The sequence below is a fragment of the Roseococcus sp. GW821-FHT12F05 genome, from assembly GCF_058806835.1.
The window spans coordinates 94,298-116,279 of the sequence record NZ_JBXAQB010000018.1; the positions used below are offsets into that span (position 1 = coordinate 94,298).

Annotated in this window: 23 protein-coding genes; 4 read left to right on the forward strand and 19 right to left on the reverse strand. The window is 70.4% G+C overall.

All coding sequences use genetic code 11. The annotated features are described in order from the left end of the window. Position 1 precedes the first annotated feature (1 nt). Positions 2–592 carry a cysteine dioxygenase family protein gene (locus AC1ROY_RS29790; protein WP_493152572.1) on the forward strand — a complete coding sequence of 197 codons (591 nt, stop codon included), beginning with the start codon at positions 2–4 and terminating at the stop codon, positions 590–592. Between the two features lie 176 nt (positions 593–768). On the opposite strand, the gene AC1ROY_RS29795 is transcribed toward AC1ROY_RS29790, so the two are convergent. The 10 genes from AC1ROY_RS29795 to AC1ROY_RS29840 form a co-directional block, all read right to left on the reverse strand. Next, positions 769–2,064: an MFS transporter gene (locus AC1ROY_RS29795; protein WP_493152573.1), complete on the reverse strand. Its 1,296-nt coding sequence runs from the start codon at positions 2,062–2,064 to the stop codon at positions 769–771. Between the two features lie 88 nt (positions 2,065–2,152). Next, positions 2,153–2,407, reverse strand: coding sequence for a hypothetical protein (locus AC1ROY_RS29800; protein WP_493152574.1), 255 nt, complete (start codon positions 2,405–2,407; stop codon positions 2,153–2,155). A gap of 78 nt (positions 2,408–2,485) precedes the next feature. Further along, positions 2,486–3,661, reverse strand: a complete 1,176-nt coding sequence (locus AC1ROY_RS29805) for an MFS transporter (protein ID WP_493152575.1) — start codon at positions 3,659–3,661, stop codon at positions 2,486–2,488. 91 nt (positions 3,662–3,752) lie between these two features. After that, positions 3,753–4,538: a CHAP domain-containing protein gene (locus tag AC1ROY_RS29810; protein WP_493152576.1), complete on the reverse strand. Its 786-nt coding sequence runs from the start codon at positions 4,536–4,538 to the stop codon at positions 3,753–3,755. Between the two features lie 371 nt (positions 4,539–4,909). Further along, positions 4,910–5,260 carry a RidA family protein gene (locus tag AC1ROY_RS29815; RefSeq protein WP_493152577.1) on the reverse strand — a complete coding sequence of 117 codons (351 nt, stop codon included), beginning with the start codon at positions 5,258–5,260 and terminating at the stop codon, positions 4,910–4,912. A gap of 45 nt (positions 5,261–5,305) precedes the next feature. After that, entirely contained in the window at positions 5,306–6,286 is a 981-nt protein-coding gene (locus tag AC1ROY_RS29820) for a Gfo/Idh/MocA family protein (RefSeq protein WP_493152578.1), read from the reverse strand. Between the two features lie 73 nt (positions 6,287–6,359). Further along, positions 6,360–7,673, reverse strand: a complete 1,314-nt coding sequence (locus tag AC1ROY_RS29825) for an MFS transporter (protein WP_493152620.1) — start codon at positions 7,671–7,673, stop codon at positions 6,360–6,362. Beyond that, complete coding sequence (locus AC1ROY_RS29830) at positions 7,597–7,995, reverse strand: hypothetical protein (RefSeq protein ID WP_493152579.1); 399 nt, start codon at positions 7,993–7,995, stop codon at positions 7,597–7,599. The genes AC1ROY_RS29825 and AC1ROY_RS29830 overlap by 77 nt, the downstream gene beginning before the upstream one ends. Positions 7,996–8,008: 13 nt before the next feature. After that, a complete protein-coding gene (locus AC1ROY_RS29835) occupies positions 8,009–8,488 on the reverse strand; it encodes a hypothetical protein (protein WP_493152580.1) in 480 nt (159 codons plus the stop codon). A gap of 55 nt (positions 8,489–8,543) precedes the next feature. Further along, positions 8,544–10,016: a SulP family inorganic anion transporter gene (locus AC1ROY_RS29840; RefSeq protein WP_493152581.1), complete on the reverse strand. Its 1,473-nt coding sequence runs from the start codon at positions 10,014–10,016 to the stop codon at positions 8,544–8,546. Positions 10,017–10,231: 215 nt separating this feature from the next. Here AC1ROY_RS29840 and bla point away from each other — a divergent pair, with 215 nt between their 5' ends. Continuing rightward, positions 10,232–11,086, forward strand: coding sequence for a class A beta-lactamase (gene bla, locus AC1ROY_RS29845; protein WP_493152582.1), 855 nt, complete (start codon positions 10,232–10,234; stop codon positions 11,084–11,086). Between the two features lie 31 nt (positions 11,087–11,117). Here the strand turns inward: bla and AC1ROY_RS29850 are convergent, their stop codons facing one another. The 6 genes from AC1ROY_RS29850 to AC1ROY_RS29875 all read right to left on the reverse strand — a co-directional run bounded on the left by AC1ROY_RS29850 (position 11,118) and on the right by AC1ROY_RS29875 (position 16,998). Further along, positions 11,118–12,185, reverse strand: coding sequence for an ABC transporter ATP-binding protein (locus AC1ROY_RS29850; protein WP_493152583.1), 1,068 nt, complete (start codon positions 12,183–12,185; stop codon positions 11,118–11,120). Further along, on the reverse strand, positions 12,172–12,969 hold the full coding sequence (locus AC1ROY_RS29855) for an ABC transporter permease (protein ID WP_493152584.1): 798 nt from the start codon (positions 12,967–12,969) through the stop codon (positions 12,172–12,174). The genes AC1ROY_RS29850 and AC1ROY_RS29855 overlap by 14 nt, the downstream gene beginning before the upstream one ends. Beyond that, the gene (locus tag AC1ROY_RS29860; protein WP_493152585.1) at positions 12,966–13,814 is read right to left on the reverse strand and encodes an ABC transporter permease; all 849 of its coding nucleotides are present in this window, start codon (positions 13,812–13,814) and stop codon (positions 12,966–12,968) included. Before AC1ROY_RS29860 ends, AC1ROY_RS29855 begins: the two co-directional genes overlap by 4 nt. Before the next feature lie 78 nt (positions 13,815–13,892). Then, on the reverse strand, positions 13,893–14,933 hold the full coding sequence (locus tag AC1ROY_RS29865; protein WP_493152586.1) for an ABC transporter substrate-binding protein: 1,041 nt from the start codon (positions 14,931–14,933) through the stop codon (positions 13,893–13,895). 185 nt (positions 14,934–15,118) lie between these two features. Then, positions 15,119–15,538 carry a RidA family protein gene (locus AC1ROY_RS29870; RefSeq protein WP_493152587.1) on the reverse strand — a complete coding sequence of 140 codons (420 nt, stop codon included), beginning with the start codon at positions 15,536–15,538 and terminating at the stop codon, positions 15,119–15,121. Next, complete coding sequence (locus AC1ROY_RS29875; RefSeq protein ID WP_493152588.1) at positions 15,538–16,998, reverse strand: 4-hydroxyphenylacetate 3-hydroxylase family protein; 1,461 nt, start codon at positions 16,996–16,998, stop codon at positions 15,538–15,540. Before AC1ROY_RS29875 ends, AC1ROY_RS29870 begins: the two co-directional genes overlap by 1 nt. Before the next feature lie 114 nt (positions 16,999–17,112). Here AC1ROY_RS29875 and AC1ROY_RS29880 point away from each other — a divergent pair, with 114 nt between their 5' ends. Continuing rightward, positions 17,113–18,009 carry a LysR substrate-binding domain-containing protein gene (locus tag AC1ROY_RS29880; RefSeq protein ID WP_493152621.1) on the forward strand — a complete coding sequence of 299 codons (897 nt, stop codon included), beginning with the start codon at positions 17,113–17,115 and terminating at the stop codon, positions 18,007–18,009. Positions 18,010–18,086: 77 nt separating this feature from the next. After that, positions 18,087–19,367, forward strand: a complete 1,281-nt coding sequence (locus tag AC1ROY_RS29885; protein ID WP_493152589.1) for a sensor domain-containing diguanylate cyclase — start codon at positions 18,087–18,089, stop codon at positions 19,365–19,367. A gap of 28 nt (positions 19,368–19,395) precedes the next feature. Here AC1ROY_RS29885 and AC1ROY_RS29890 read toward each other — a convergent pair whose 3' ends face one another. From AC1ROY_RS29890 to AC1ROY_RS29900, 3 genes are read right to left on the reverse strand one after another with little or no spacing between them, the layout of a single operon-like run. After that, positions 19,396–20,316, reverse strand: a complete 921-nt coding sequence (locus tag AC1ROY_RS29890) for a 2-hydroxyacid dehydrogenase (RefSeq protein WP_493152590.1) — start codon at positions 20,314–20,316, stop codon at positions 19,396–19,398. Beyond that, complete coding sequence (locus AC1ROY_RS29895; RefSeq protein WP_493152591.1) at positions 20,313–20,744, reverse strand: type II 3-dehydroquinate dehydratase; 432 nt, start codon at positions 20,742–20,744, stop codon at positions 20,313–20,315. The genes AC1ROY_RS29890 and AC1ROY_RS29895 overlap by 4 nt, the downstream gene beginning before the upstream one ends. Next, on the reverse strand, positions 20,741–21,964 hold the full coding sequence (locus AC1ROY_RS29900; protein WP_493152592.1) for a metal-dependent hydrolase family protein: 1,224 nt from the start codon (positions 21,962–21,964) through the stop codon (positions 20,741–20,743). Before AC1ROY_RS29900 ends, AC1ROY_RS29895 begins: the two co-directional genes overlap by 4 nt. Positions 21,965–21,982 lie beyond the last annotated feature (18 nt).

Consider the following 21,982-nt stretch of genomic DNA (forward strand, 5'->3'; position numbering starts at 1 on the left):
CATGACGAATATTTCCCGCCTGCGCGGCTTCATCCAGGACATGACGCGGCTCGCCGGCGAAACGCCGTCCGAGGCGCGCTGGCTGGAGGAGGGCGGCGCGCTGCTGAAGGGCCTCGTCTCGCAGGACGACTGGCTGCCCGAGGCCCTGGCCGAGCCCGGCCCGACCTACCGGCAGTACCTGCTGCACTGCGACCCGCTCGAGCGCTTCAGCGTGGTCAGCTTCGTCTGGGGCATCGGCCAGCGCACGCCGGTGCACAATCACAAGGTCTGGGGCCTCGTCGGCATGCTGCGCGGCGCCGAGGTGAGCGTCACCATGCACCCGATGCCCGGAGCGCCCATGCGCGCCGGCCAGGTGGACCACCTGCAGCCCGGCGAGGTGGTGGGCGTGGGCTCCGGCGAGGAGGACGTGCACTGGGTGGAGAACGCGATCGCCGACCGGCCATCCATTTCCATCCATGTCTACGGCGGCAATATCGGCGCGATCGAGCGCCACACCTTCGACCCCGAGACGTCGGCCCGGAAGCGCTTCGTCTCGGGCTACACCAACGCCGCGGTGCCCAACCTCTGGGACCGCTCGGCGGAGATGGCGTAGCCAGGGCATTTCCTAGGGCCGGTGGGGATTTGGCCCCGGGATGTGATCGACGTGTGATTTTTCGTGGCTGCAAGGCGGGCTTGCGTGGGCGATGCGGTTTCATCGCCAGGCAAGCCCAACGCGGCAGGCGCGGAAAAGCATCGCCGAGCACGCCCGAGGCCAATTCCCCACAGGCCTTAGTCCAGGGGCAGGCGCGCCGTCTCGCGCAGGCCCCAGGTCGAGAGCAGCGAGACAGCCGCGGCCGCCATCAGGAGCCAGGCCGGCGAGAGGTCGTCCTGGCTGCGCGACATGAGCCAGGTCGCAACCATGGGCGTGGTGCCGCCGAGCACGCCGAAGCCGAGATTCTGCGCGAAGGACAGGCCAGTGCAACGGAGGCGGCGGGGCATCAGCTCGGCCATCATCGCCGGCACCGTGCCGGAGGAGAGGCCGATCGGGATGGCTAGGCCGATCTGCCCCAGCAGCGCCAGCCGGGGATCCGAATGGTGCATGAGCCAGAAGAGCGGCCAGGCCAGGACCAGCAGTGCACCGGCCGCGGCCAGCAGCACCGGGCGGCGGCCGATCCGGTCGGACAGCGCGCCGGAACCCAGCGTCGCCGCGAGCATCGCCACCATGGCGAGGGTGTTGATGTCGAGCGCGGCCTCGGCCCCGAGATGCCCGACCCGCTGGAGATAGCTCACCACGAAGATGAAGCAGAGGTAGAAGCCGACGCTGAGCACGGCATTCACGCCGAGAATGCGCAGGATGGCGCGCCATTGGGTGCGGAAGGCCTCCGGGACAGGCGAGGCGGAGACGGAGGCGGGCGGCGGCTCCGCGAGGCCCGGCAGGCCGCGCCGGATGTAGAGGCCGCAGCCCGCCACCCCGAGGCCCAGCACGAAGGGCAGCCGCCAGGCCCAGGCCTCGACGGCGGCCTCGCCCAGCAGCCCCGTGAACACGGCTCCCACCGCCGAGCCCAGCAGCACGCCGCAGCCGATGCCGAAGGGGCTCCAGGCCCCGGTTAGGCCCCGGCGGCCCGGCCGGGCCTGCTCGACGAGGAAGGTCATGGAGGTGCCGCTCTCGCCGCCGACGGCCAGGCCCTGGAGAAGGCGCATCGCCACCAGCAGCAGGGGGGCTGCCGCGCCGATCTGCGCATGGGTCGGCAGCAGCCCGAGCAGCAAGGTCGGCACGGCCATCACGGCCACCGAGAGCCAGAGCGCCCGGCCGCGGCCGAAGCGGTCGCCGATATGGCCGAAGACGAGGCTGCCGAAGGGGCGGGCGAGGAAGCCCGCCGCGAAGGCGCCGAAGGAGGCGAGCAGCGAGGCGACCGGGTCCTCCGAGGGGAAGAACTGCCGGCCGATCACCACGGCGAAGTAGCCGTAGACCGTGAAGTCGTACCATTCCATCACGTTGCCGGCGATGCCGGCCAGGATGAGGCGGGGCTGGCTTCCCGTCCCGGGGGCGGGCAGGGCCAGGCCGGCCGCGGCAGCGTCACTCATCTCCGGTCCTCCGTTCCGGCCATCCCGCGCCCGGATGGGCGGGCCATCGATCGCCGCGACATGGAGCGGCGCGCCTGGCCCGCCGTGATCAGCGGAAGGCGATCTTCGCCAGCTCGATCTCGGACAGCGCGGCACGGATCAGCCGGATGGCCTCGGCCTTGTGGCCACCGAAGCGGTCGGGCGCGCGGTGCAGCGAGTCGAGCGCGGCGCTGAGCTGCATCTCGGCATCGACGAGGTTGGGGAAGGGCACCTGCGCCTCGACGGCGCAGCCGGCGAGGGTCACGCCGGCCACAGCGGTGACGGCGGACAGGACTGCGAGATCGCGGCGGGACGGAAGGCTCATCTGTTCTCTCCTTGGCGAAGACGCCAGTTAAGGCCCGGCGCGCGGGCGCGGCATCACCAGTTCTGGTGAGCGTCGCGCTCAGCGGCGCAGCCGCAGCATGGCGACGCAGCCCAGCGCCGGCCCGATCGCCAGGACGGCGAAGGCGCCGCCCCAACCCATGGCGCCCACCAGCACCGGCATCAGATGGATGGTCACCAGCGTCAGGGTGAAGCCGAGGCTCGTCTGTACGGTGAGCATCGTGCCCACCAGCCCGGGCGCCGACATCTCGGCCACGCTGGCGGAGAACTGCGCCGAATCCGCCACCACGGCGAAGCCCCAGACCAGGCAGAGCCCGATCGTCCAGGCCGGATGCAGCCCGAGGAAGGCGCCCGCCAGCAGGCAGCAGGCGCCCGAGACGGCCATGGCCGCGACCGTCACCGCCACGCGGCCCAGCCGGTCGGCCGCCAGCCCGGCCGCCACGCTGCCGACCGCGCCCGCCAGGATCACCGCGAAGGTGGCCAGCGCCGCCTCGGCGGGATCGGCGGCGGCATCGCCGCGCCACAGGGAGAAGCTCGCGGCCAGGTAGAGCCCGACCCAGCTCCACATGGCATAGAGCTCCCACATGTGGCCGAGATAGCCGAGAGTCGCGAGCCGCGTGCCCCGGTTGCGCCAGAGCTCCAGCACGGCGGCGGGCCGGAAGGGCGGTGCGGGCGCGTGCCGGGGACCAAGGCGCACCGCGCCGATCAGCGCGGCGCCGGCCACCGCGGCGGCGGTCGCGAAGCCCAGCGTCAGCCGCCAGTCGAGCCCGCCCAGGGCGTTCACCAGATGCGGGGAGGCGGAGCCCAGCGTCAGCCCGCCCACCAGGATCCCCACGATCAGCCCCATGTCACCGCGGTCGGCCCAGCCGGCCGCGAGCTTCATCCCGACCGGATAGACGCCGGCCAGCGCCGCGCCGGTCGCGAAGCGGGCCGCCACCGCGGCGTCCGAGCCGAGCGGGAGGGCGAGGATCAGCGCGTTCGCCGCCGCCCCCAGCAGCGCCGAGGCGGCGAAGACCCGGCGCGGATCGAAGCGGTCGGGCAGGGCGAGGAGGGCGCTGACCAGCGTCCCCGCCACGAAGCCGGCCTGGACGGCGGAGGTCAGCAGCGCCTGGAAGCCCGCGGGCAGGGCGGCGTCGCGGGCCATGCCCGGTCCGGCGGCAGTGCCGGAGAACCACAGCGAGAGCACCAGCACCTGGGCCAGCGCGACCAACGCGACATTGCCGGCCTTGCTGGACATGGGCGGCATCAGGCAGATACGGAAACGCGGCCGTCAAGGACGGCCGCGTCGAAAAATCCCGAACGCCGCAACCGGGGCGGCGCGGCCGGGTTTATCGGGTGGTGCGCGCCGAGGCCAGCCGGACGGGCTGGCCGGTGCGGGCGGAGACGGCGCGGCCCTGCGTGCGGCGGGCGCTGCGGGTCTCGGCCTGCTGGGTCCGGCCGGGACGGGCCGCGGCGTGGGCGGAGCCGCGGCGCGTGTGGCGGTCGCGGACCTCGCTGCGGATGGAGTAGGAGACGGGGCGGATCATGTCGTCCGCGCCGGCGATGTAGCTGCTGGCCGGGCGGTTGTGGATGAAGCCGTCGGTCGGGTATTCGCGCCCGAAATTCTCGGAGGTCCAGCCGACCTGGACGCGCACGCGCGTCCAGGAATTGTCGTCGGAGACGTCCATGACGCGGACGTTGTGCATGACGGTGCCGCGGCGGATGCCCGGGCCGCCCCAGTTGGCGTGGTCGATCTCGATCATGCGCGGCTGCAGGATGCGGGAGACGACGGCCACGTGGCCGGAGCGCATGCCGCCCGAGCTCGGGAAGGAGAGGACGGAGCCGATCTGCGGGCGCTGGCCGCGGGCGTAGCGGCCCGCCGCGTTCTCCCACCAGTTGCCGCCGTTGCCGGAGATCTCCATGCCCGTGACGGAGCGGGCATAGGGGACGCAGGAGATGCCGCCGTAGCTGGCGCGAGCGCCGCGTGCGGAGCGGCGGTTGCCGGCGAAGTGAACGGCGCTTCGGGAAGAGCGGGCTTCGGAGCGGTTGTCGCCCCGGGCGGCTTCGGCTTGCTGCGCGAAAGGTGCGGCGGCGAGCAAAAGGCCCATGGCGATCATGGCGATCCGAAGTCGCATGCGGTACCCTCCTGGTGCGGCACGCCTCAAAAATCCCCCGAGGCGTGCAACCGGCGTATCCAGGCCATGCACGCACCGCAACCCGCCAAATCGACACATCGGGAAACCTGCCGTGATTTGTCGATCCGTGCCCTGCATGAACGGACAAATCAGGACGATGATCCTAGCTTCGGCCTGTGGCCGGTAACAGGCCACAGTGTTGCGGCAAATTTGCCACACGGGACTCTACGTAGATTCCCCTAACCGACTCAGCAACGATTCCGGATGGACCCGTCGTCATGTCCGTGAAAAAGCATGAAAAAGGCGCCGGACAGTGATGCCCGGCGCCTCTCGCAGTTTTTATTCCCGAATTAATGATCCGGGACTGTCGATTACTTGCAGGCGGTGACCATGATCTCGACCAGGTGGCGCGGATCGGCCATGTTCGCCTGCACGCAGGCGCGCGCCGGACGGCCAGCATCGCCGAGCCACTCCACCCACACCTTGTTCATGGCGTCGCGGTCGCGGATGTCCTTCAGCCAGATCTGAGCCTGGAGGAGGCGCGTGGTGTCCGTGCCGTTCTGCTCCAACAGGGCGTTGATCTTGGCGACGACCTGCTTCGTCTGGCCGGTGATGTCCTGGCTCAGGTCGTCGGCGGTGATGCCGGCGCAATAGACGAAGTTGTGGTACTCGACCGCGCTGCTGAGGATCTGGTTGCTGCCGGTGCGGTTGATCTTGCTCATCTCTCTGGCCTTCTCCTGCCTTGGGATGGTGGTTTGTGTAGCGGCTCAGGCGGGGACCGCATAGGCGCTGCCGGAGGCGGCGGCGCCGATCATGGTCTCGAAGACGGCCACGCCGTGGATCGCCTCGTCGAGCGGCAGCGGATATTCCGGGCCGCCTGCGACGGCGGCCGCGAAGGCCTCCAGCTCGGCCCGCTCGATGTCGGTGACGGGATAGTCGCGCGTCCACTCCTCGCCGCCCTCGCGGGCGCGGAAGAAGAGCTGCTCGTGCCCGCGCAGCTCCACCAGCCCGTCCGAGCCGAAGAGGGCGCAGCGCCAGTAGCGGGTGGCGGCGCCGAGCGTGGCGAAGGTGCAGGTCGCGCCGCTCTCGAGCGTGGCCAGCATCGCCGTCGTGTCGTCGATGGTGGTGAGCACGCGGGCATGGCTCAGCACGCGCACGTCGCGGAAGCGGCCGGCCAGCGCGATGATCAGGTCGATCATGTGGATGCCCATGCCGCCCATGCCCCCGAGCGGGCTCTCGGCCCGGTCGGCGCGCCAGCCGCCGGGGACGAAGGTGAAGCCGCCGGGGCCGCTGAACTGGCCCTCGACATGCAGCAGCGTCCCGAGCTTGCCGGAGGCGATGATCGACTTCATCTCGGCCACGGCCGGCAGGAAGCGCCGGTTGTGGCCGAGCGCCATCACCACGCCCGCCTTCCGGCAGGCGGCGACGGCGGCCTGGGCGCTCGCCTGGCTCAGCGTGAAGGGCTTCTCGACGAAGACGTGCTTGCCCGCGGCCGCGGCGGCGATCACCTGCTCCGCGTGCTGGGCGTGCGGCGTCGCCAGCACGATCGCGCCGATGGAGCGGTCGGCCAGGATCGGCGCCAGACTCTCGTGCAGCACGATGCCCTTCTCGGCGGCGTAGTCGCGCGCCTTGGCGGGCGTGCCCGTACAGCCCGCGACGAAGCGGATGCCGGACTCGTTCTTCTCCTGCACGCTGTCGACCAGTGTGCGTCCCCAGCGGCCCATCCCGATGATGGCGGCGTCGAGCATCGCGATACTCCAATAGGTCGTTGGCACGCGCGATTCCGACTTTTCGGCCAAGGCGGCCTCAAGTCATCGCGCGCTAGGTCGGATTTTCCAGATGTCTGGCCCAGGCGCGCATCCGTGTCACGCCCCAGACCGTGACAAGCATGGCGCAGAAGGCCGCGACAAGTGTCGGCGGCCGCATGCCGAAGACCTCGCCGGTCGAGCCCAGCACCAGCGCGCCGAGCGCCGGGCAGGCCCGCGTGATGAGCCCCCAGAGCGCCAGCGTCCGCCCCCGCATGCGCGTCAGCGCCGCCGACTGCACCAGCGTCTGCGCGGAGATGCCGTGCGCCGTCGCGCAGGCGCCGTAGAGCGCGCCGCACAGCACGGCGAAGGGAAACCAGCTTGTCGAGACGAAGGCGACCACGACCACGGACTGCACGGCGATCGCCAGCACCGCGACCCGCGTGGTGCCCTTGATCCGCCCGCGCGCGGCGATGGTGACGCCGCCGATCAGCGCGCCCACGCCGATCGAGGCCGTCAGGAAGGCGAGCCCGCCGGCGCCCTGGTGGAAGATGCGCTCCACGAAGGGCGGCAGGACCTCCTGCACGCCGCGCAGCAGGATGGCGCTCATGCCGGCGAAGGCCAGGACCGGCCCGATGCCCGGATGCGAGGCCGCGTAGCGCATCCCCTCCATCATCTCCGAGAAGAGCGAGCCCTCGGGCGCATGGCCGCGCAGGTGGATCGGGTTCACCCGGATCAGGGGCATGGTCAGCGTCGCGATCGTATAGGCCGCGACGTTGCAGAGGATGGCGGGCACCACGCCCCAGGCCGCCACCATGGGCCCCGCGACGGCAGGCCCGAGGAAGCGGGCCACGTTGAAGCAGAGCGAGTTGCAGGCGACCGCGGCCGGCAGGTCCGAGACGGGGATCAGGCCCGGCATCAGCGCCTGGCGCGCCGGCTGGGCGAAGCTCTGGGCGATGCCGCCGATCAGCTCGAAGCAGATCAGCACCACGATGCTGATATGCCCCGTGGCGGTGAAGGTCGCGGTGCAGAGCGCCTCGGCGGCGACCACCATCTGCGCGATCATGGTCAGCTTCACCCGGTCCATGCGGTCCGCGACGGCGCCGGCGATCGGGCTGAAGATGACGGCCGGCGCCAGGTCCGAGAAGGCGACCATGCCGACCCAGAAGGCCGAGCGCGTGAGCTCCCAGGCCAGCCACATCACGGCGATGCGGTGCATCCAGAGGCCGGTCCAGGAAGTCAGGCTCGCGGTGAAGAAGATCCGGGCGTCGCGGTGGGACAGGGCGCGCGAGAGCGCGCCAAACGGTCCCAGGTCAGGACCTCGGCCGGCTGCGGGCGGGCGGCGGCGGCGGGGGCGCGGGCGGCTCGGCGGCGGGAGCCGCGGCCGGATGCGGCATGCTCTGCTGCGTGTTGGCGCGGATGCAGTCGTCCACTTCGCGGCCGAACTGGAACTGGCGGCCGAGGCGGTCGGTCTGCATGGCCTGGCTGGAGGAGACGGTCTCGGAGCCGAGGCGGCTGTCGCGCTCGTCCTCGCGCATCAGCTGGCCGCGGTCCTGCCGCTGGATGCGGCGGGCGGTCTCCTCGCGGCAGGCCTGGGCGACCTGCGGGTTGGTGCGGACGGCGTCGCCGGGGCGGGGCGGGGGAATGAGAGGGGTGTTGCTGCAGGCGGCCAGCAAGAGGACCGGAAGGAGAAGGGCGGCGGCGCGCGGCATGGGTCGGCTTTCGTCAGGCGGGCGGATCGGCCCTGGGAAGTGTGCGCGACAACATGGCACGCATCGGCCCATCCTCGAAGCGCCCCGTCGCGTCGAGCGGGGCGCGGGCGGCGGCGGCGAGCAGCGCCGGGTGGAATTCCGCGCCATCCGCGCCGATCGTGAACATCCCGCGCGTCCAGGGCGCGCGGCCAAGCAGCTCCACCAGCGCCAGCAGGCGGAGGCAAAGCGCGAGGCCGGCAAGCGAATCGAGTCCGGAATGACGGGCCATGGCCTCGGCCCAGCTCGCGGCATCGGCGTCGGTGAGGGCGATCTCGACGCCGCCGGGGAAGGCGAGCAGGCGGGCGGGGCCCCAATGGCCTGCCTCGGCGGCCGCGCGCGCGACCTCCCAGGCGATCTCGAGAGCACTGGGCGAGACGGCGGGCAGCGCCTCGGCGGCGACGGCGACCTCGTGGCGGAGGGCGCCGGAGGGTAGGGCGGTGGTGGTGACGGTCACCGGAGGAATGTTGCGTTGCGGCGCGCGGATTTACAGGGCCCCAGTTTACAGGACCTCAGTGCCCGGAGGTGGGCATGGCCCCGGGCTTGTCGTGCAGGCCCAGTCGATCCACGAGCGTCCGGCTGGCCTCGTTCATGCCCACGATCTCCACGGGGACGCCGTGGTGGCGGAACTTCAGCACCACCCGGTCCAGCGCATTCACGGCCGTGAGATCCCAGAAATGGGCGGCGTGGACGTCGATCACCACCTGCGCCGGCTCCTCCCGGAAGTCGAAGGCGGCGTGGAAGGCCTCGGCAGTGGCGAAGAAGATCTGGCCGGTGACGCGGTAGGTCCGGATGCCGGCCCTGATATCCGAGGCCACGCCGAAGAAGCGCGAGACCTTCTGGGCGAAGAACAGCCCGCTCAGGATCACGCCGACCAGGACGCCCTGGGCGAGGTCGTGCGTCCAGACCACCATGGCCACCGTCGCGACCATCACGATGCTGGAGCTGGTGGGGTGGATGAAGAGGCTCTTCAGCGAGGCCCAGCGGAAGGTGTTGATGGAGACCATCACCATCACGGCCACCAACGCTCCCATCGGGATCTGCGCCACCCAGGGGCCCAGCACCACGCAGAGGAAGAGCAGCAGCGCGCCGGCCCAGAGGCAGGAGAGCCGGCCGCGCCCGCCGGAGGAGACGTTGATCACGGACTGGCCGATCATGGCGCAGCCCGCCATGCCCCCGAAGAAGCCGGTCACGAAATTGGCGATCCCCTGGCCGCGGCATTCCCGGTTCTTGTCGGAATTGGTGTCGGTCATCTCGTCCACGATGGCCGAGGTCATCAGGCTCTCCAGCAGGCCGACCATGGCCAGGGTGAGCGAGTAGGGCAGGATGATCCGCAGCGTCTCGAAGGTGAGCGGGACGTCGGGCAGGGCGAAGGAAGGGAGCTCGGCCGGCAGCGCACCCATGTCGCCCACCGTGCGCAGGTCGAAGCCGATGGCCATGGACAGCGCCGTCATCGCGATGATGGCGACCAGCGGCGAAGGGATGGCCTTCGTCAGCCGCGGCAGCAGGTAGATGATGGCCAGGCTCGCCGCGACCATGACGTAGGTGGGCATGCCGCGGCCGATCAGCTCGGGCATCTGGGCCAGGAAGATCAGGATGGCCAGCGCGTTCACGAAGCCCGTGATCACCGAGCGGGAGACGAAGCGCATGAGGTCGCCGAGGCGCAGCAGGCCGGCGACGAACTGGATCACGCCGGTCAGCACGGTCGCGGCCAGCATGTAGCCGATGCCGTGGTCGCGCACGAGGCTCACCAGCACCACCGACATGGCCGCTGTCGCGGCCGAGATCATGGCCGGGCGCCCGCCGGCGATGGCCGTGATGACAGCGATGGAGAAGGAGGCGTAGAGGCCGAATTTCGGGTCCACGCCGGCGATGATGGAGAAGGCGATGGCCTCGGGAATGAGGGCCAGGGCGACGACGGTGCCGGCCAGGAGATCGCGCGTGATGTCGGGCGCCCATTCGGCGCGCAGGCGGGAGAGGGGCATGAGGAGCTTTCGTGAGCCGCCGGGAGGGCGAGGCAGGTCGGGACCGCACGGCCTCGCGGCGCGCGGACGGGGTCTTGCGGTCGGCGGCCCCTCAGGGCGGCGTGGGCAGGGCGCGGGTCACGGTCACGCGGCGAGCCTAGGCGGGGGAATGCTGCGGCGCAACCTCGCGCGCCGGGCAACCGTTCTGTAAGAGCGCCGGAAAGACGGAGGACCACATGCGCCATTCCATCACGCGCCGCCTGCTGGCGACAGGGCTCGCCGGGCTTGCCGCCACGCCGGCCCTGGCGGCCGAGGATCCCCTGGCCGCGCTGGAGCAGCGGGAGGGCGGGCGGCTCCACGTCTTCGCCCTGGACACCGGCTCGGGCCGTAGCCTCGCGCATCGGTCGGAGGACCGGGTGCTGATGTGCAGCACTTTCAAGGCGCTGCTCGCGGCCGCCGTGCTGGCGCGGGTGGATGCCGGCGAGGAGAGGCTCAACCGCCGCGTGGATTACAGCGCGGCGGACCTGCTCGAATACGCGCCCGTCGCGCGGGAGCATCTGGCGCAGGGCGGCCTGCCGGTCGAGACCCTGGCGGAAGGGATGGTCGGCCTCAGCGACAACACCGCCGCCAACCTGCTGCTGCCCTCCGTGGGCGGGCCCGTGGGGCTGACGCGGTGGCTGCGCGGGATCGGCGATCCGCTGACCCGGCTGGACCGCAACGAGCCGGGCCTCAACCGCGTCCTGGGCGAGATGGACACGAGCACGCCCCGTCAGATGGCGGAGACGCTGCGTATGATCCTGTTGGGCGAGGCGCTGTCCGCGGCCTCGCGCGAGCGGCTGGAGGGCTGGATGGCGGCGAGCCCGACCGGCAGCGCCCGGCTGCGCGCGGGCCTGCCGGAAGGCTGGCGCGTCGCGGACAAGACCGGCTCGGGCGAGAGCTGGGCCAATGTGGTCGCGCTGGTCCGGCCGCCCGAGCGGGCGCCGGTGGTGGTGGCGTCGTTCTACGACCTCGCGGATGTCCCCGGCGCGAAGCGCGACGGGGTGCATCGCGAGGTGGGGCGGATCGTCGCGGCCTGGCTCGGGCGGGGATGAGGGCGCGCCGCCCCGGCATCCGGCCGCCTGGTCAAGCGGGGAAGGCGACCGGCTCGGCGCGGGAGAATCCGATGTGGATGGGCGCGCCGACCGGCCAGCGGTGCAGGGCCTCGACGCCGGGCACGCGCAGCAGGATGCGGCCAGCCTCGGGCACCTCCACGACCAGCTCGGCGCGGTCGCCGAGATAGGCGCGGCTGGCGACGGTGCCGGCGAGGCCCTCGTCCTCAGGCGAGAGATGCTCGGGGCGCAGGTAGAGCAGGACGGCGGCGCCCTCGGCCAGCGCCTCCAGCGGCCCGGCGGGCACGGTGAAGTTCCGGCCCGCGGCCCGCACCAGCGCCGCCGTGCCGTCGCGGCGGATCAGGTGGCCGGGCAGCATGGTCGCATCGCCCACGAAGCCGGCGACGAAGGGATGGGCGGGCCGGCGGTAGATGCCCTCGGGCGTGTCGAGCTGGAGGATGCGGCCCTCCGACATCACGGCCACGCGGTCGGACATCGACATGGCCTCGCCCTGGTCGTGCGTCACGAAGATGGTGGTGACGCCGAGGCGCCGCTGGATCTCCTTGAGCTCGATCTGCATCTCCGCGCGGAGATTGCGGTCGAGTGCGGAGAAGGGCTCGTCGAGAAGGAGAAGGCGCGGACGGATGACCAGCGCGCGGGCGAGGGCCACGCGCTGCTGCTGGCCGCCGGAGAGCTCGCGCGGGCGGCGCCTGGCCAGGGCGGAGAGGCGGACGAGGGCCAGCGCCTCCTCGACGCGCTGGGCAGCCTCGGCCTTGCCGATGCCGCGGGCGCGCAGGCCGTAGCCGATGTTGTCAGCGACATCCATGTGCGGGAAGAGCGCATAGGACTGGAACACCATGCCCAGGTCGCGCTCCCATACGGGAAGCTGGGTGACGAGCCGGCCGCCGATGAAGATCTCGCCGGCGTCGGCTTCCAGGAAGCCGGCGATCAGGTTCAGCAGCGTCGTCTTGCCGCAACCAGAGGGGCCGAGAAGGGTGATGAACTCGCCGTCCTCGACGTTCAGCCAGGCCTCGTGCAGGGCGGTGACGGCGCCGAAGCGCTTGCTCACGCCGTCCAGGCGGAGCGCTTCAGTGGCGAGCATCTTCGGTTCCCAGGATGCGGCCGAGGCCGAGGAAGCGGTTGGCGATGACCAGGACGATGGTCGTCAACAGGATGTAGAGCGCCGAGATCGCGGCCATCGAGGGATCGGCGTATTCGCGCACGTAGTTGTACATGGCGACCGGCAGCGTCTGGGTGCGCTGGGCCGTGACGAAGAGCGAGGCGGTGAACTCGTTGAACGAAAGAATGGCCGCGAAGAGCCAGCCGCCGGCGAGGCCAGGGGCGAGGGCGGGGAGGGTGACGGTCCAGATCACGCGGCCCGGGCGCGCGCCGAGGGAGAGGGCCGCCTGCTCCAGCCGCGGGTCGACGTTGCGCAGCGAGACGTAGAGGCTGCGCAGCACAAAGGGCAGCACCATCACGACATGCGTGAGGATCACCACGGGCCAGCCGCGCGATTGGCCGATCTGCGCGGCCACGATCAGCGCGCCGAGGCCGATGGTGAAGTGCGGGATGGCGAGCGGCGCCAGCAGCAGCGCCTCCAGCGTGGCCCTGCCGCGGAAGCGGTAGCGGTCGATCGCATAGGCGACGCCGCTGCCGATCACGACGGAAAGGGTGGAGGCGACGGCGGCCACGAAGAGGCTGTTGGTGAAGCCGGACTGAAAATCCTCGTAGGTGACGGCGCGGTGGAACCAGCGGAGCGAGAGGGTCTGCGGCGGGAAGGCGATGACGGAGCGCGCGTCGAAGGCGGCGATCACGGCGACGACGGCGGGCAGCAGCACGAAGCCGAGCAGCAGCGCGACCAGGATCCGGAAGACGGTGCCGATCATCTTGCGGCGATGCGGTTTAGCGGCCGCAGCAGCGCGCGGAAGCCGGCCAGCGCGATCCCCGTCAGGACCAGGCCGGCGACGGAGAGGGCGGCGGCGAAAGGGAAGTTGAAGGACGCGAAGCCCAGGGAATAGACGAGGTTGGACAGCATGTTCACCCGCCCGCCGCCGATGAGCTGTGGGGTCGCGAAGGCGGAGAAGGTCCAGGCGAAGCCGGTGGTCAGGCCGGCGACGATGCCGGGCATGGAGAGGGGCAGGGTCACGGTCAGGAAGACGCGCAGCGGCTTGGCGCCGAGGGCGGCGGCGGCGCGCTCCAGGTCGCGGTCGATGTGGCTGATGGCGGCGGCGAGCATGATCACCACCACCGGCAGGGTGACGTGGACCAGGGCGATGAGCACGCCCGTCTCGGTGAACATGAGCGCGATGGGGCGGTCGATGACGCCGATCGCCATCAGCGTGGCGTTCACGAAGCCGCGGTTCCCGAGGACGATGATCCAGGCGTAGGTGCGGATCACCTCGCCGAGGAAAAGTGGCGTGACGGAGATGATGAGGATTGCCGATTTCAGGTAGGGGTTTTGGGCGCGCACCAGCGCCAGGGCCAGCGGGTAGGCGGCGAGCAGTGCGAGGAAGGCATTGAGGAAGCAGATGCGCACGGTGTCCCAGAAGACGCCGGCGTAGAGCGGCTTCATCATGTCGCGGAAGTGCATGAGGCTGAAGCCGCCGGGCTCCAGCTCGCCGGGGATGTGGGCGAGCACGGCGTATTGCAGCACGGCGGCCATGGCCAGCACGAAGCCCGCCGCGACGAGCACGGCGGGGGTGACGAAGAGGCCAAGGAAGGGTCGCTTCACCCAGGAGCTTTCAATTGATGAAGGTGCAGGAAACGAGTTTCCTGCTGGGGAGCTCGAGGGGCAAAGCCCCTCGATCTTTTACCGCGCGATGATGTTCTCCTGGAACCACCGCCGCCACTCGTTGGTCTTCTCCGCCCGCAGCCGGTGGTCGATGATCATCGCCTGGGTGCGCCACTGTTCCGGCGTGGTGAACACGCCCGGCAGCGCGGCGACGGCCGGGGCGACCGTCGCGTTGGAAACGGTCGGGCTGCCCTTCTTGTCGGCGCAGATGGCGCCCTGCACGCCGGCATCGAGGCAGGTGTTGATGAAGCGGTAGGCGAGCTCCTGCTTCCGGCTGCCCTTCATGATGGCGATGGTGTCGACGCCGAGCACCGCACCCTCCTTGGGGATGGCGAGGCGGACGTTGATGCCCTCGTTGACCATGTGGTGCGCGTTCATCGAGAGGATGACCTGCACGGGCGTCTCGCCGCTGCCGATGAGCTGCTGGCTGTTGGCGTCGTTGGTGTAGAAGGCCTTGAAGTTGGGGCGAAGCGCGCGGAGGCGGGCCTGGCCGCGCTCCCAGGTGGCGGCGTCGCCGCCTTCGAGGACCGCGGCGGCCACGATGATGTGGCTCGGGTCGAAGTCCGGAGCCGCGATCTTGTTGAGCATGTTGGGCTTCCAGAGGTCGCCCCAGGATTCGAAGGTGACGCCGGGCAGCAGGTCGGGCCGGTAGCCGATGGTGTAGACATAGGCCCAGGTGCCGAGGTGGAAGGGGCTGATCTTGGCCTGCTCCACGAGGTTCGTGGCGTTGGGCACCTTGGAGAGGTCGAGCGTCTCGTAGAGGTTGTCGTTGGCGTAGAGCCAGCCGAAATGCGAGGTGGTGAAGGTCAGGTCCGCCTCGGGGGCCGCGCGGGAGAGGCGGGCGCGGTTCAGGCGGTCGACGGTGCCGCCGGTCTGGAACTCGACGGTGGCACCGGTCTCGGCGGTGAATTTTTCGGCCACCTGCTTCTGCACCATGTCGCGCCAGGAGCCGCCCCAGATGGAGACGGCGATGCGGTTGGCCTGGGCATTGGCGATGTGAGGGGCGGCGAGAAGCCCCGCACCGAGGAGCGCCGATTGGCGCCGCGTCATCCGAACCATGGTCAGCCTCCTTGTTGGTGTTTTTGTGAAGCAAACGTTATGCCGGACTTGAGGGGGCTTTGCCCCCTCAAACTCCCCCAGCAGGGCTTTTTGCCCTGCACCCCATCAGTTTTAGGGTCCAGGGCCGAAAGCCCTGGCGGGGTTGGCGCCGAAGGCGAGACAACCGAGGGGCAGAGCCCCTCGCATCAGGCGCGATCCGCGGGAATCTCCGCGATGATGTCGATCTCCATCAGGTATTCCGGCTTGGCGAGGCCGTTCACGATGATGCCCGTGCTGACGGGAAAGACGCCCTTCAGCCATTTGCCGACGACCCGGTACACCGTCTCGCGATAGGCGCGGTCGGTGATGTAGATCACGATCTTGCAGACGTCCTGGAGCTCGGCGCCGGCTTCCTTCAGCAGGATCTCGGCGCATTTCATGGCGTTCTCGGTCTGCGCCGCGGCGTCGCCCACGCCGACGATCTTCCCGTCCAGGTCCATGGCCGTCTGGCCGCGCAGGTAGACGGTGTTGCCGGCGCGCACGGCCATGCAGACGTCGTTGTCGAGGCTCTGCTCGGGATAGGCGTCCTTCGTGTTGAAGGGGCGGATGCGGGTGTGCGTGGGCATCAGTGCGTGGTTTCCGTCTTGCCGAGGATGCGGTCCGAAAGCCCCGCGCTGTTGCGCACGAAGTCGAGCGGGCCGGAGAAGTCGAAGGATTTGTACACCGCCGCCAGGTGGTTGAAGTGCGGCGCCTGCGCGAACTGCACGAAGGCGAGGCGATGGCCGGCGTAGTCGCTGTTCAGCAGGTCGCGCGCGAAGGCGAGCAGCTTGCGCCGGTCCTCGGCGCCCCATTCCCTGTTCAGCGTGTAGAATTTTTCGAGCCAGCTGCCGGCGCCGCCCTGGAACTGCGCGACGTCCGGCGTCACGCAGATCTGGCCGCCGATCAGCTCGCGCGCCGCGTGCATCATCACGGGGAGCTGGCTGCAGGCCAGCACGCGGCCCGCATAGAGGATGGACTGGTTGGGCATCAGCAGCCCCGCCGGCGATCTTTCCGCCAGCGCGATGGAGGCGACCAGATGCGCGCGGATGCCCTCGCGGTAGCAGACCAGCTCGGCCAGCTTCTCCTGCACGGCCTGGAGCTTCTCCAGCCCCGTCTGCTTGGCGTTCCACATGGCTGCGCCGATCATCATGTCGGCGGTGAAGAGCACGCGCAGCACATAGGGGAAGGCGCTGTAGCGGTGCAGCGTGGCGCGCACCTGCTGGGCGGCGATGGTGTGGCGGTAGAAGAACACGTCCTCCCAGGGGATGAGCACGTCGTCCAGCACCATCAGCGCCTCGACCTCGTCGAAGCGGGAGGCGAGGGGGGCGTCCTCCGGGCGGCCGCGCGTGGCGAAGGGCATGCGGCAGATGTGCTTCACGCCCGGCGCGCCCATCTTCACGATGCAGCCGACGGCGTGGATGCTCTCCTTCTCGCTCGTCCAGGCGCCGACGGTGGGCTTAAGATAGGCCTGGTCGGCATAGGCGGAGGCGGTCTCGAACTTGGCGCCGCGCACGATGATGCCGGCGTCGGTCTCCTTCACGACGCGGATCATCATGTCCGGGTCGCGCTCCTCCACGGGCCGCGAGCGGTCGCCCTTGGGGTCGGTGTTGGCGGAGACGTGGAAGATGTCCTGCTCCACCACGCGGCGGATGTGGCGGTCGATGTTGTCGGCGAAGCGCGGGTCGATCTGGGCGAGGATGTCGCGGCCGTCCTGCAGCGACCACATCTCGCCGACCGTCTCGTCGCCCAGGCGGGTCGCGACGCCGCCGATGTCCTTCATCAGCAGGTCGATGCTGGCCCATTTCCGGTGCCAGTGCTCCTGCGTGGTGGGGGGCTGCTGGAAGACGGAATGGCGCTCGTTGTTCTCGACATAGGTGAGCGCGTCCTGATGGGCGGGCTCATGCGCGAGGTCGTACATGCGGGCCTTCACGTCCACGATGGGCTTGAAGGCGGGGTGGGACGCGACGTCCTTCACGCGCTCGCCGTCGATCCAGACCTCGCGGCCGTCTCGGATGCCCTCGCGGTACTGGTTGCCGGTGCGGATCATGCAGGAACTCCTTTGCCCTGATCTTGCGCAGGCTTGCGGCATCGGAGAAATATGGATTTCCGGGCTTTGGCATAGGAAAATCCGATTCAGCTCGCCAACCTCTCGTTAAGGTCGCTGCGCTATCTCGTGGCGGTGGCGGATGCCTCCTCGGTCACGGGCGCGGCGCGGCGGATGCACGTGTCGCAGCCCTCCATCTCCGAGGCGGTGGCGGCGCTGGAGGCGGAGCTCGGCCTGGCGCTGCTGCTGCGGCACCACGCGCGCGGCGTGACGCTGACCCCCGCCGGCGCGCGGGTGGTGGCCGAGGCGCGGCTGCTGCTGCGCCATGCCGAGGACTTCTTGCACGCCTCGGCCTCGCTGGGGCAGGAGGCGGCGGGCGAGGTGGCCATGGGCTGCTTCCTCACCCTGGCGCCCCGCTATCTGCCGGCGCTGCTGGCCGGGCTGGGCCGCGACGCGCCGGGACTCTCCATCCGCGTGGAGGAGGGCGACCATGACGAGATGCTGGCCGGCCTGACATCCGGACGCACCGAGATCGCGCTGACCTACGACTTCGGCATGTTCGGCGGGCTGGAGGTCACGCCCGTCGCGCAGCTGGCTCCCGTGGCCGTGCTGCCGATCCGCCACCGGCTGGCACGTGCGCCGGGGGTGCACCTCGCGGAGCTGGCGGAGGAGCCCTTTCTCCTCCTCGACCTGCCGCATTCGCGTGACTATTTCGTGGGCATGTTCCGCGGCCTGGGGCTGACGCCGCGAATCGCCTTCCGCTCGCGCAGCCAGGAGCTGCTGCGGGGGCTGGTGGGGAACGGGCTCGGCTGGACCATCCAGAACGTGCAGCCGGAGAGCCCGCACGCGATCGACGGCAGCCGCATCACCTCGCTGCCGCTCGACCCCGGCCTGCCGCCGGTCCGGCTGGTGCTGGCCGCCCTGCCGGGCCCGGCGAGCCGGCCCGCGGTGCGGGCCTTCGCGCGATACATCGAGGCCGCCTTCCAGCACGGCGGCATCTTCGGCGTCGCATAGCGGGGGCCGCGTTAGGGGACGGTCAATACCACCGCCGATATCTGGGGGACGACCGACAGCGTGGCTGGAGATTCCGGATGGATGGCTGGACCGAGCAGATGAAGGAAATCGTCGATGGCATCGCCTCGAGTGTCGCCATCGTCCGCCGGAGCGAGGGCAACGACCTTCTCGTCACGGCGTGCAACGACAAGTTCCTCGAGATGGTCGAGGGGAGCCGGGCGAGGGCACGCGGCTTCCCCTTCCTCCTCGACGACGTCATCCCGAGCTACGCCCGCCGCGAGCTCGGCGGCAAGATCCGCGAATGCCTGGAATCCCTGGACCCGCAGGAGATCGAGCAGGCCTACGACCTCCGCGACGGCAGCCATTGGTGGCGGCTGTCGCTCAAGCCCTTCCGCCACCGGCATGCGGCGGGGACCGTCCAGGAGATCTTCCTCACGGGCATCGACATCACGCCGAAGATGCTGCTGACGCAGCAGCTCGAGACGAGCACCTCCCGGTTCCGCCTGGTGGTGGACGCGGCCTACGACGCCATCGTCACCATCGACCACCAGCAGCGGATCACCCTGTTCAACCGCGCGGCCGAAAGGCTCTTCGGCTACGACCAGGCCGAGATGCTCGGCCAGCCGCTGGATGCGCTGCTGCCCGAGCGCGTCCGGCACGCGCATCACGGCCATGTCCAGCACTTCGCGCAATCGCCGGTGCCCTCGCGCCAGATGGAGGAGCGGAACCTGATCCACGGGGTGCACCGGGACGGAACGCGGATTCCGGTGGAGATCGCGATCTCGAAGATCAGCGTGAACGGGCTGACCGAGTTCACCGCCGTGATCCGCGACATCACCGACCGCGTCCGCTTCATGGAGCTGCTGCAGAAGCAGGCGGCCACCGACGAGCTGACGAACCTGCCCAACCGCCGCTCCATCACCGATACGGCGAAGGCGATGATGCAGACGAAGGACCCCTTCGCGCTGATGATCCTCGACGTGGACCACTTCAAGCGGGTGAACGACACCTACGGCCATGACCGCGGGGACGAGGTGCTGTGCGTGCTGGCCAAGGTCGGCGCGACGGGCCTGCGGGAGGAGGGCATCTTCGCCCGGCTCGGCGGCGAGGAGTTCGTCGCGGTCATGCCCGGCGCGGCCGCGGAGCAGGCGCGTGCCACGGCGGAAGCGCTGCGCGAGATCTTCGAGCGGCAGGATTTCGCGCATGAATGGCGCGGGGAGCCGGTGCCCTTCACGGTCAGCATCGGCGTGACGGATCGTGCCGAGGCGGACCGGGATCTGGGAGAGATCCTGAAACGGGCCGATATCGCGCTCTACGCCGCGAAGGAGGCGGGGCGGAACCGCGTCGAGCTGCGCTGAGCGTCCCCCTGGGATGCCCCGGGGGCGCTCAGTACCCCCGCGCCAGGTCCACCTGGTGCAGCGGCGGCTCGCCGCGCAGCACGCGGCGGATGCTCTCCGCGACATCCACCGCCGCGCCCTCCGGCACGGTGATGCTGGCGATATGCGGCGTGATGCGCACGTTCTCCATGGCCCAGAACGGATGGCCGGCGGGCAGGGGCTCCTCCCGGAACACGTCGAGCGTGGCCTCGGCGACCTGGCCCTCGCGCAGCGCCGCGATCAGCGCCTCCTCGTCCACCAGCCCGGCACGGCCGACATTGACGAGGTTCACGCCGCGCTTCATGCCGGCGAGCGCCGCCGCGTCGATGACGCCCGTGGTCTCCGGCGTCAGCGGCAGCATGAGCACCACCGTGTCCGCCTCGCGCAGCGCGGCCGAAAAGCCATCCGCGCCGGACAGGCAGCGCACGCCGGGGATGCTCTTCGCGCTGCGTGCCCAGCCGGTGACGTCGTAGCCCATGCCGGCCAGCGCGGCCGCGGCGGCCCCGCCCAGCTCGCCCAGCCCCATCACGGAGACGCGGTGCGAGGAGAGCGCGCGCGGATGGATGTACTCCCAGACGTGTTTGAGCCGGTTGCGCTCCATCAGGTGAAAGTCGCGCGCGTAATGGGTGACCGCATGCGTCACGTAGGAGGACATGAGCTGGATCATGCCGGCGTCATTCAGCCGGCTGATGGGAAGGGCAGGGAGGTCGTCGCGGCGCACCAGGCTGTCCACGCCGGCGCCGAGGTTGATGACCAGCTTCAGGTCGCGATAGCCGGCGAAGAAGCCGGCCGGCGGCTTCCAGACCAGCGCCGCCACGACGCCCTCGGGGTCGCCGCCGCGGCGGAAGTCCAGCTCCGGCATCTGAGCCTTCAGCGCGGCCTCCCAGGCGTCGGGCTCGTCGAAGTCGCTGTAGAAGACGAGGGCGGTCATTGCACGAGTCCTGTCATGGCTTGGATGGCGATCTCGTAGCCCAGCGGCCCGAGCCCGCAGATGGAGCCCGTCGCGGCCTTCGAGGTGTAGGTCCTGTTCCGGAAGGGCTCGCGCCGGTGGATGTTGGACATGTGCACCTCGATGACGGGCCCGTCGAAGGTCAGGAGCGCGTCCATGATGGCGATCGACGTATAGGACAGGCCGGCCGCGTTGATGATGAGCCCGTCGGCGTCGCCGCGCGCCTGCTGGATCCAGGCGATGATCTCGCCCTCGTCCTGGCTCTGCCGGAAGTCGAGCTCGACGCCGAGCGAGCCGGCCTTGGCATGGCAGCGGGCGGCGATGTCAGGAAAGGTCTCGCGCCCATAGGTGCCAGAGGGCTCGAGCCCGTAGAGATTGGCATTGGGCCCGTTGATGAAGAGGAACTTCACAGCGCGTCCTTGACGAAGCGGCCGCCCTGGACGATCGCGGCGAGGTGCGCGCCCTGGCCGGTGAGCAGGGCGAGGTCCTCCAGCGGGTCGCCCTCGACCACCAGCAGGTCCGCGAGGGCGCCCGGCGCGACGCAGCCGATGCGGCCCTTCTGCCGCAGCAGCACGGCGGCGTGGCTGGTCGCGCTGCGCAGGATCTCGGCGGCAGGCAGGACCTCGCGGCGGATCAGGAACTCCTCGGATTGCCGGCGATGCATCGGCCCGAGCAGATCGGTGCCGAAGGCCATCCGCAGCCCGGCCCTGCGCATGCGGTCCAGCGATTCCAGCCCGGCCAGCCCCACATCGTCGATCTTGGCGACGCTCTCGGGCCCGAGGCCGAGCGACGCCCCCTCCTCCTTCAGCGCCCGGTAGGTGACGAGCGTGGGGCAGGCGATGCAGCCGGCCTCGGACGCGAGTTTCGCCGTGGCCTCGGTGATGAGGTTGCAGTGCTCCAGGCTGCGGATGCCGGCGCTGACAGCGCGGGCGATCGCCTCGTCGGTGTAGAGATGCGCGGCCACATAGGTCTGCGCCATCGCCGCCTCCTCGACGGCGGCGCGCAGCTCGGCGTCGGAATAGCCCAGGAAGGCGATGGGGTCCGAGGGCGAGGCCACGCCGCCATTGGCCATGAGCTTGATGTAGTCGGCGCCGCCCTTGATCTCCTCGCGGCAGGCGCGGCGCACGGCGTCCGCCCCGTCGGCCACGCGGCCCATCGATCCGAGCCGGCTCTCGAAGAAGGCGAAGTCCCTGACGTCGGCGCGGGTGCGGAAATCCGCGTGCCCGCCGGTCTGCGAGAGCGCCTTGCCGCAGAGCGAGGTCCGCGGCCCCTCGATCAGCCCTTCCTCCCAGGCGAGCCGCAGGCCGAGCGTGGCGCCGCCGAGGTCGCGCACGGTGGTGAAGCCGCGCATCAGCATCTCGCGCATCAGCTTTCCCGCGCGGAATGCCACGACCGCGTCCGGCAGCAGCGCATTGGCCTGGAGGTTCACGACGGAGGCGATGAGGTGGACGTGGCAGTCGACCAGCCCCGGCATCAGCGTCCGGCCGCCGAGGTCGATGCGCCGGGCAGAGACGCTCGCGATGGAGGGTGCGACCTCGCGGATCGTCTCGCCTTCGACGAGGACGGACATGCCGGGCCTCGCCTCGTCGGCGAAGCCGTCCCAGAGCCGGGCATTTTCGAAGAGAATCATCGCGGTGCTCCCATTCCG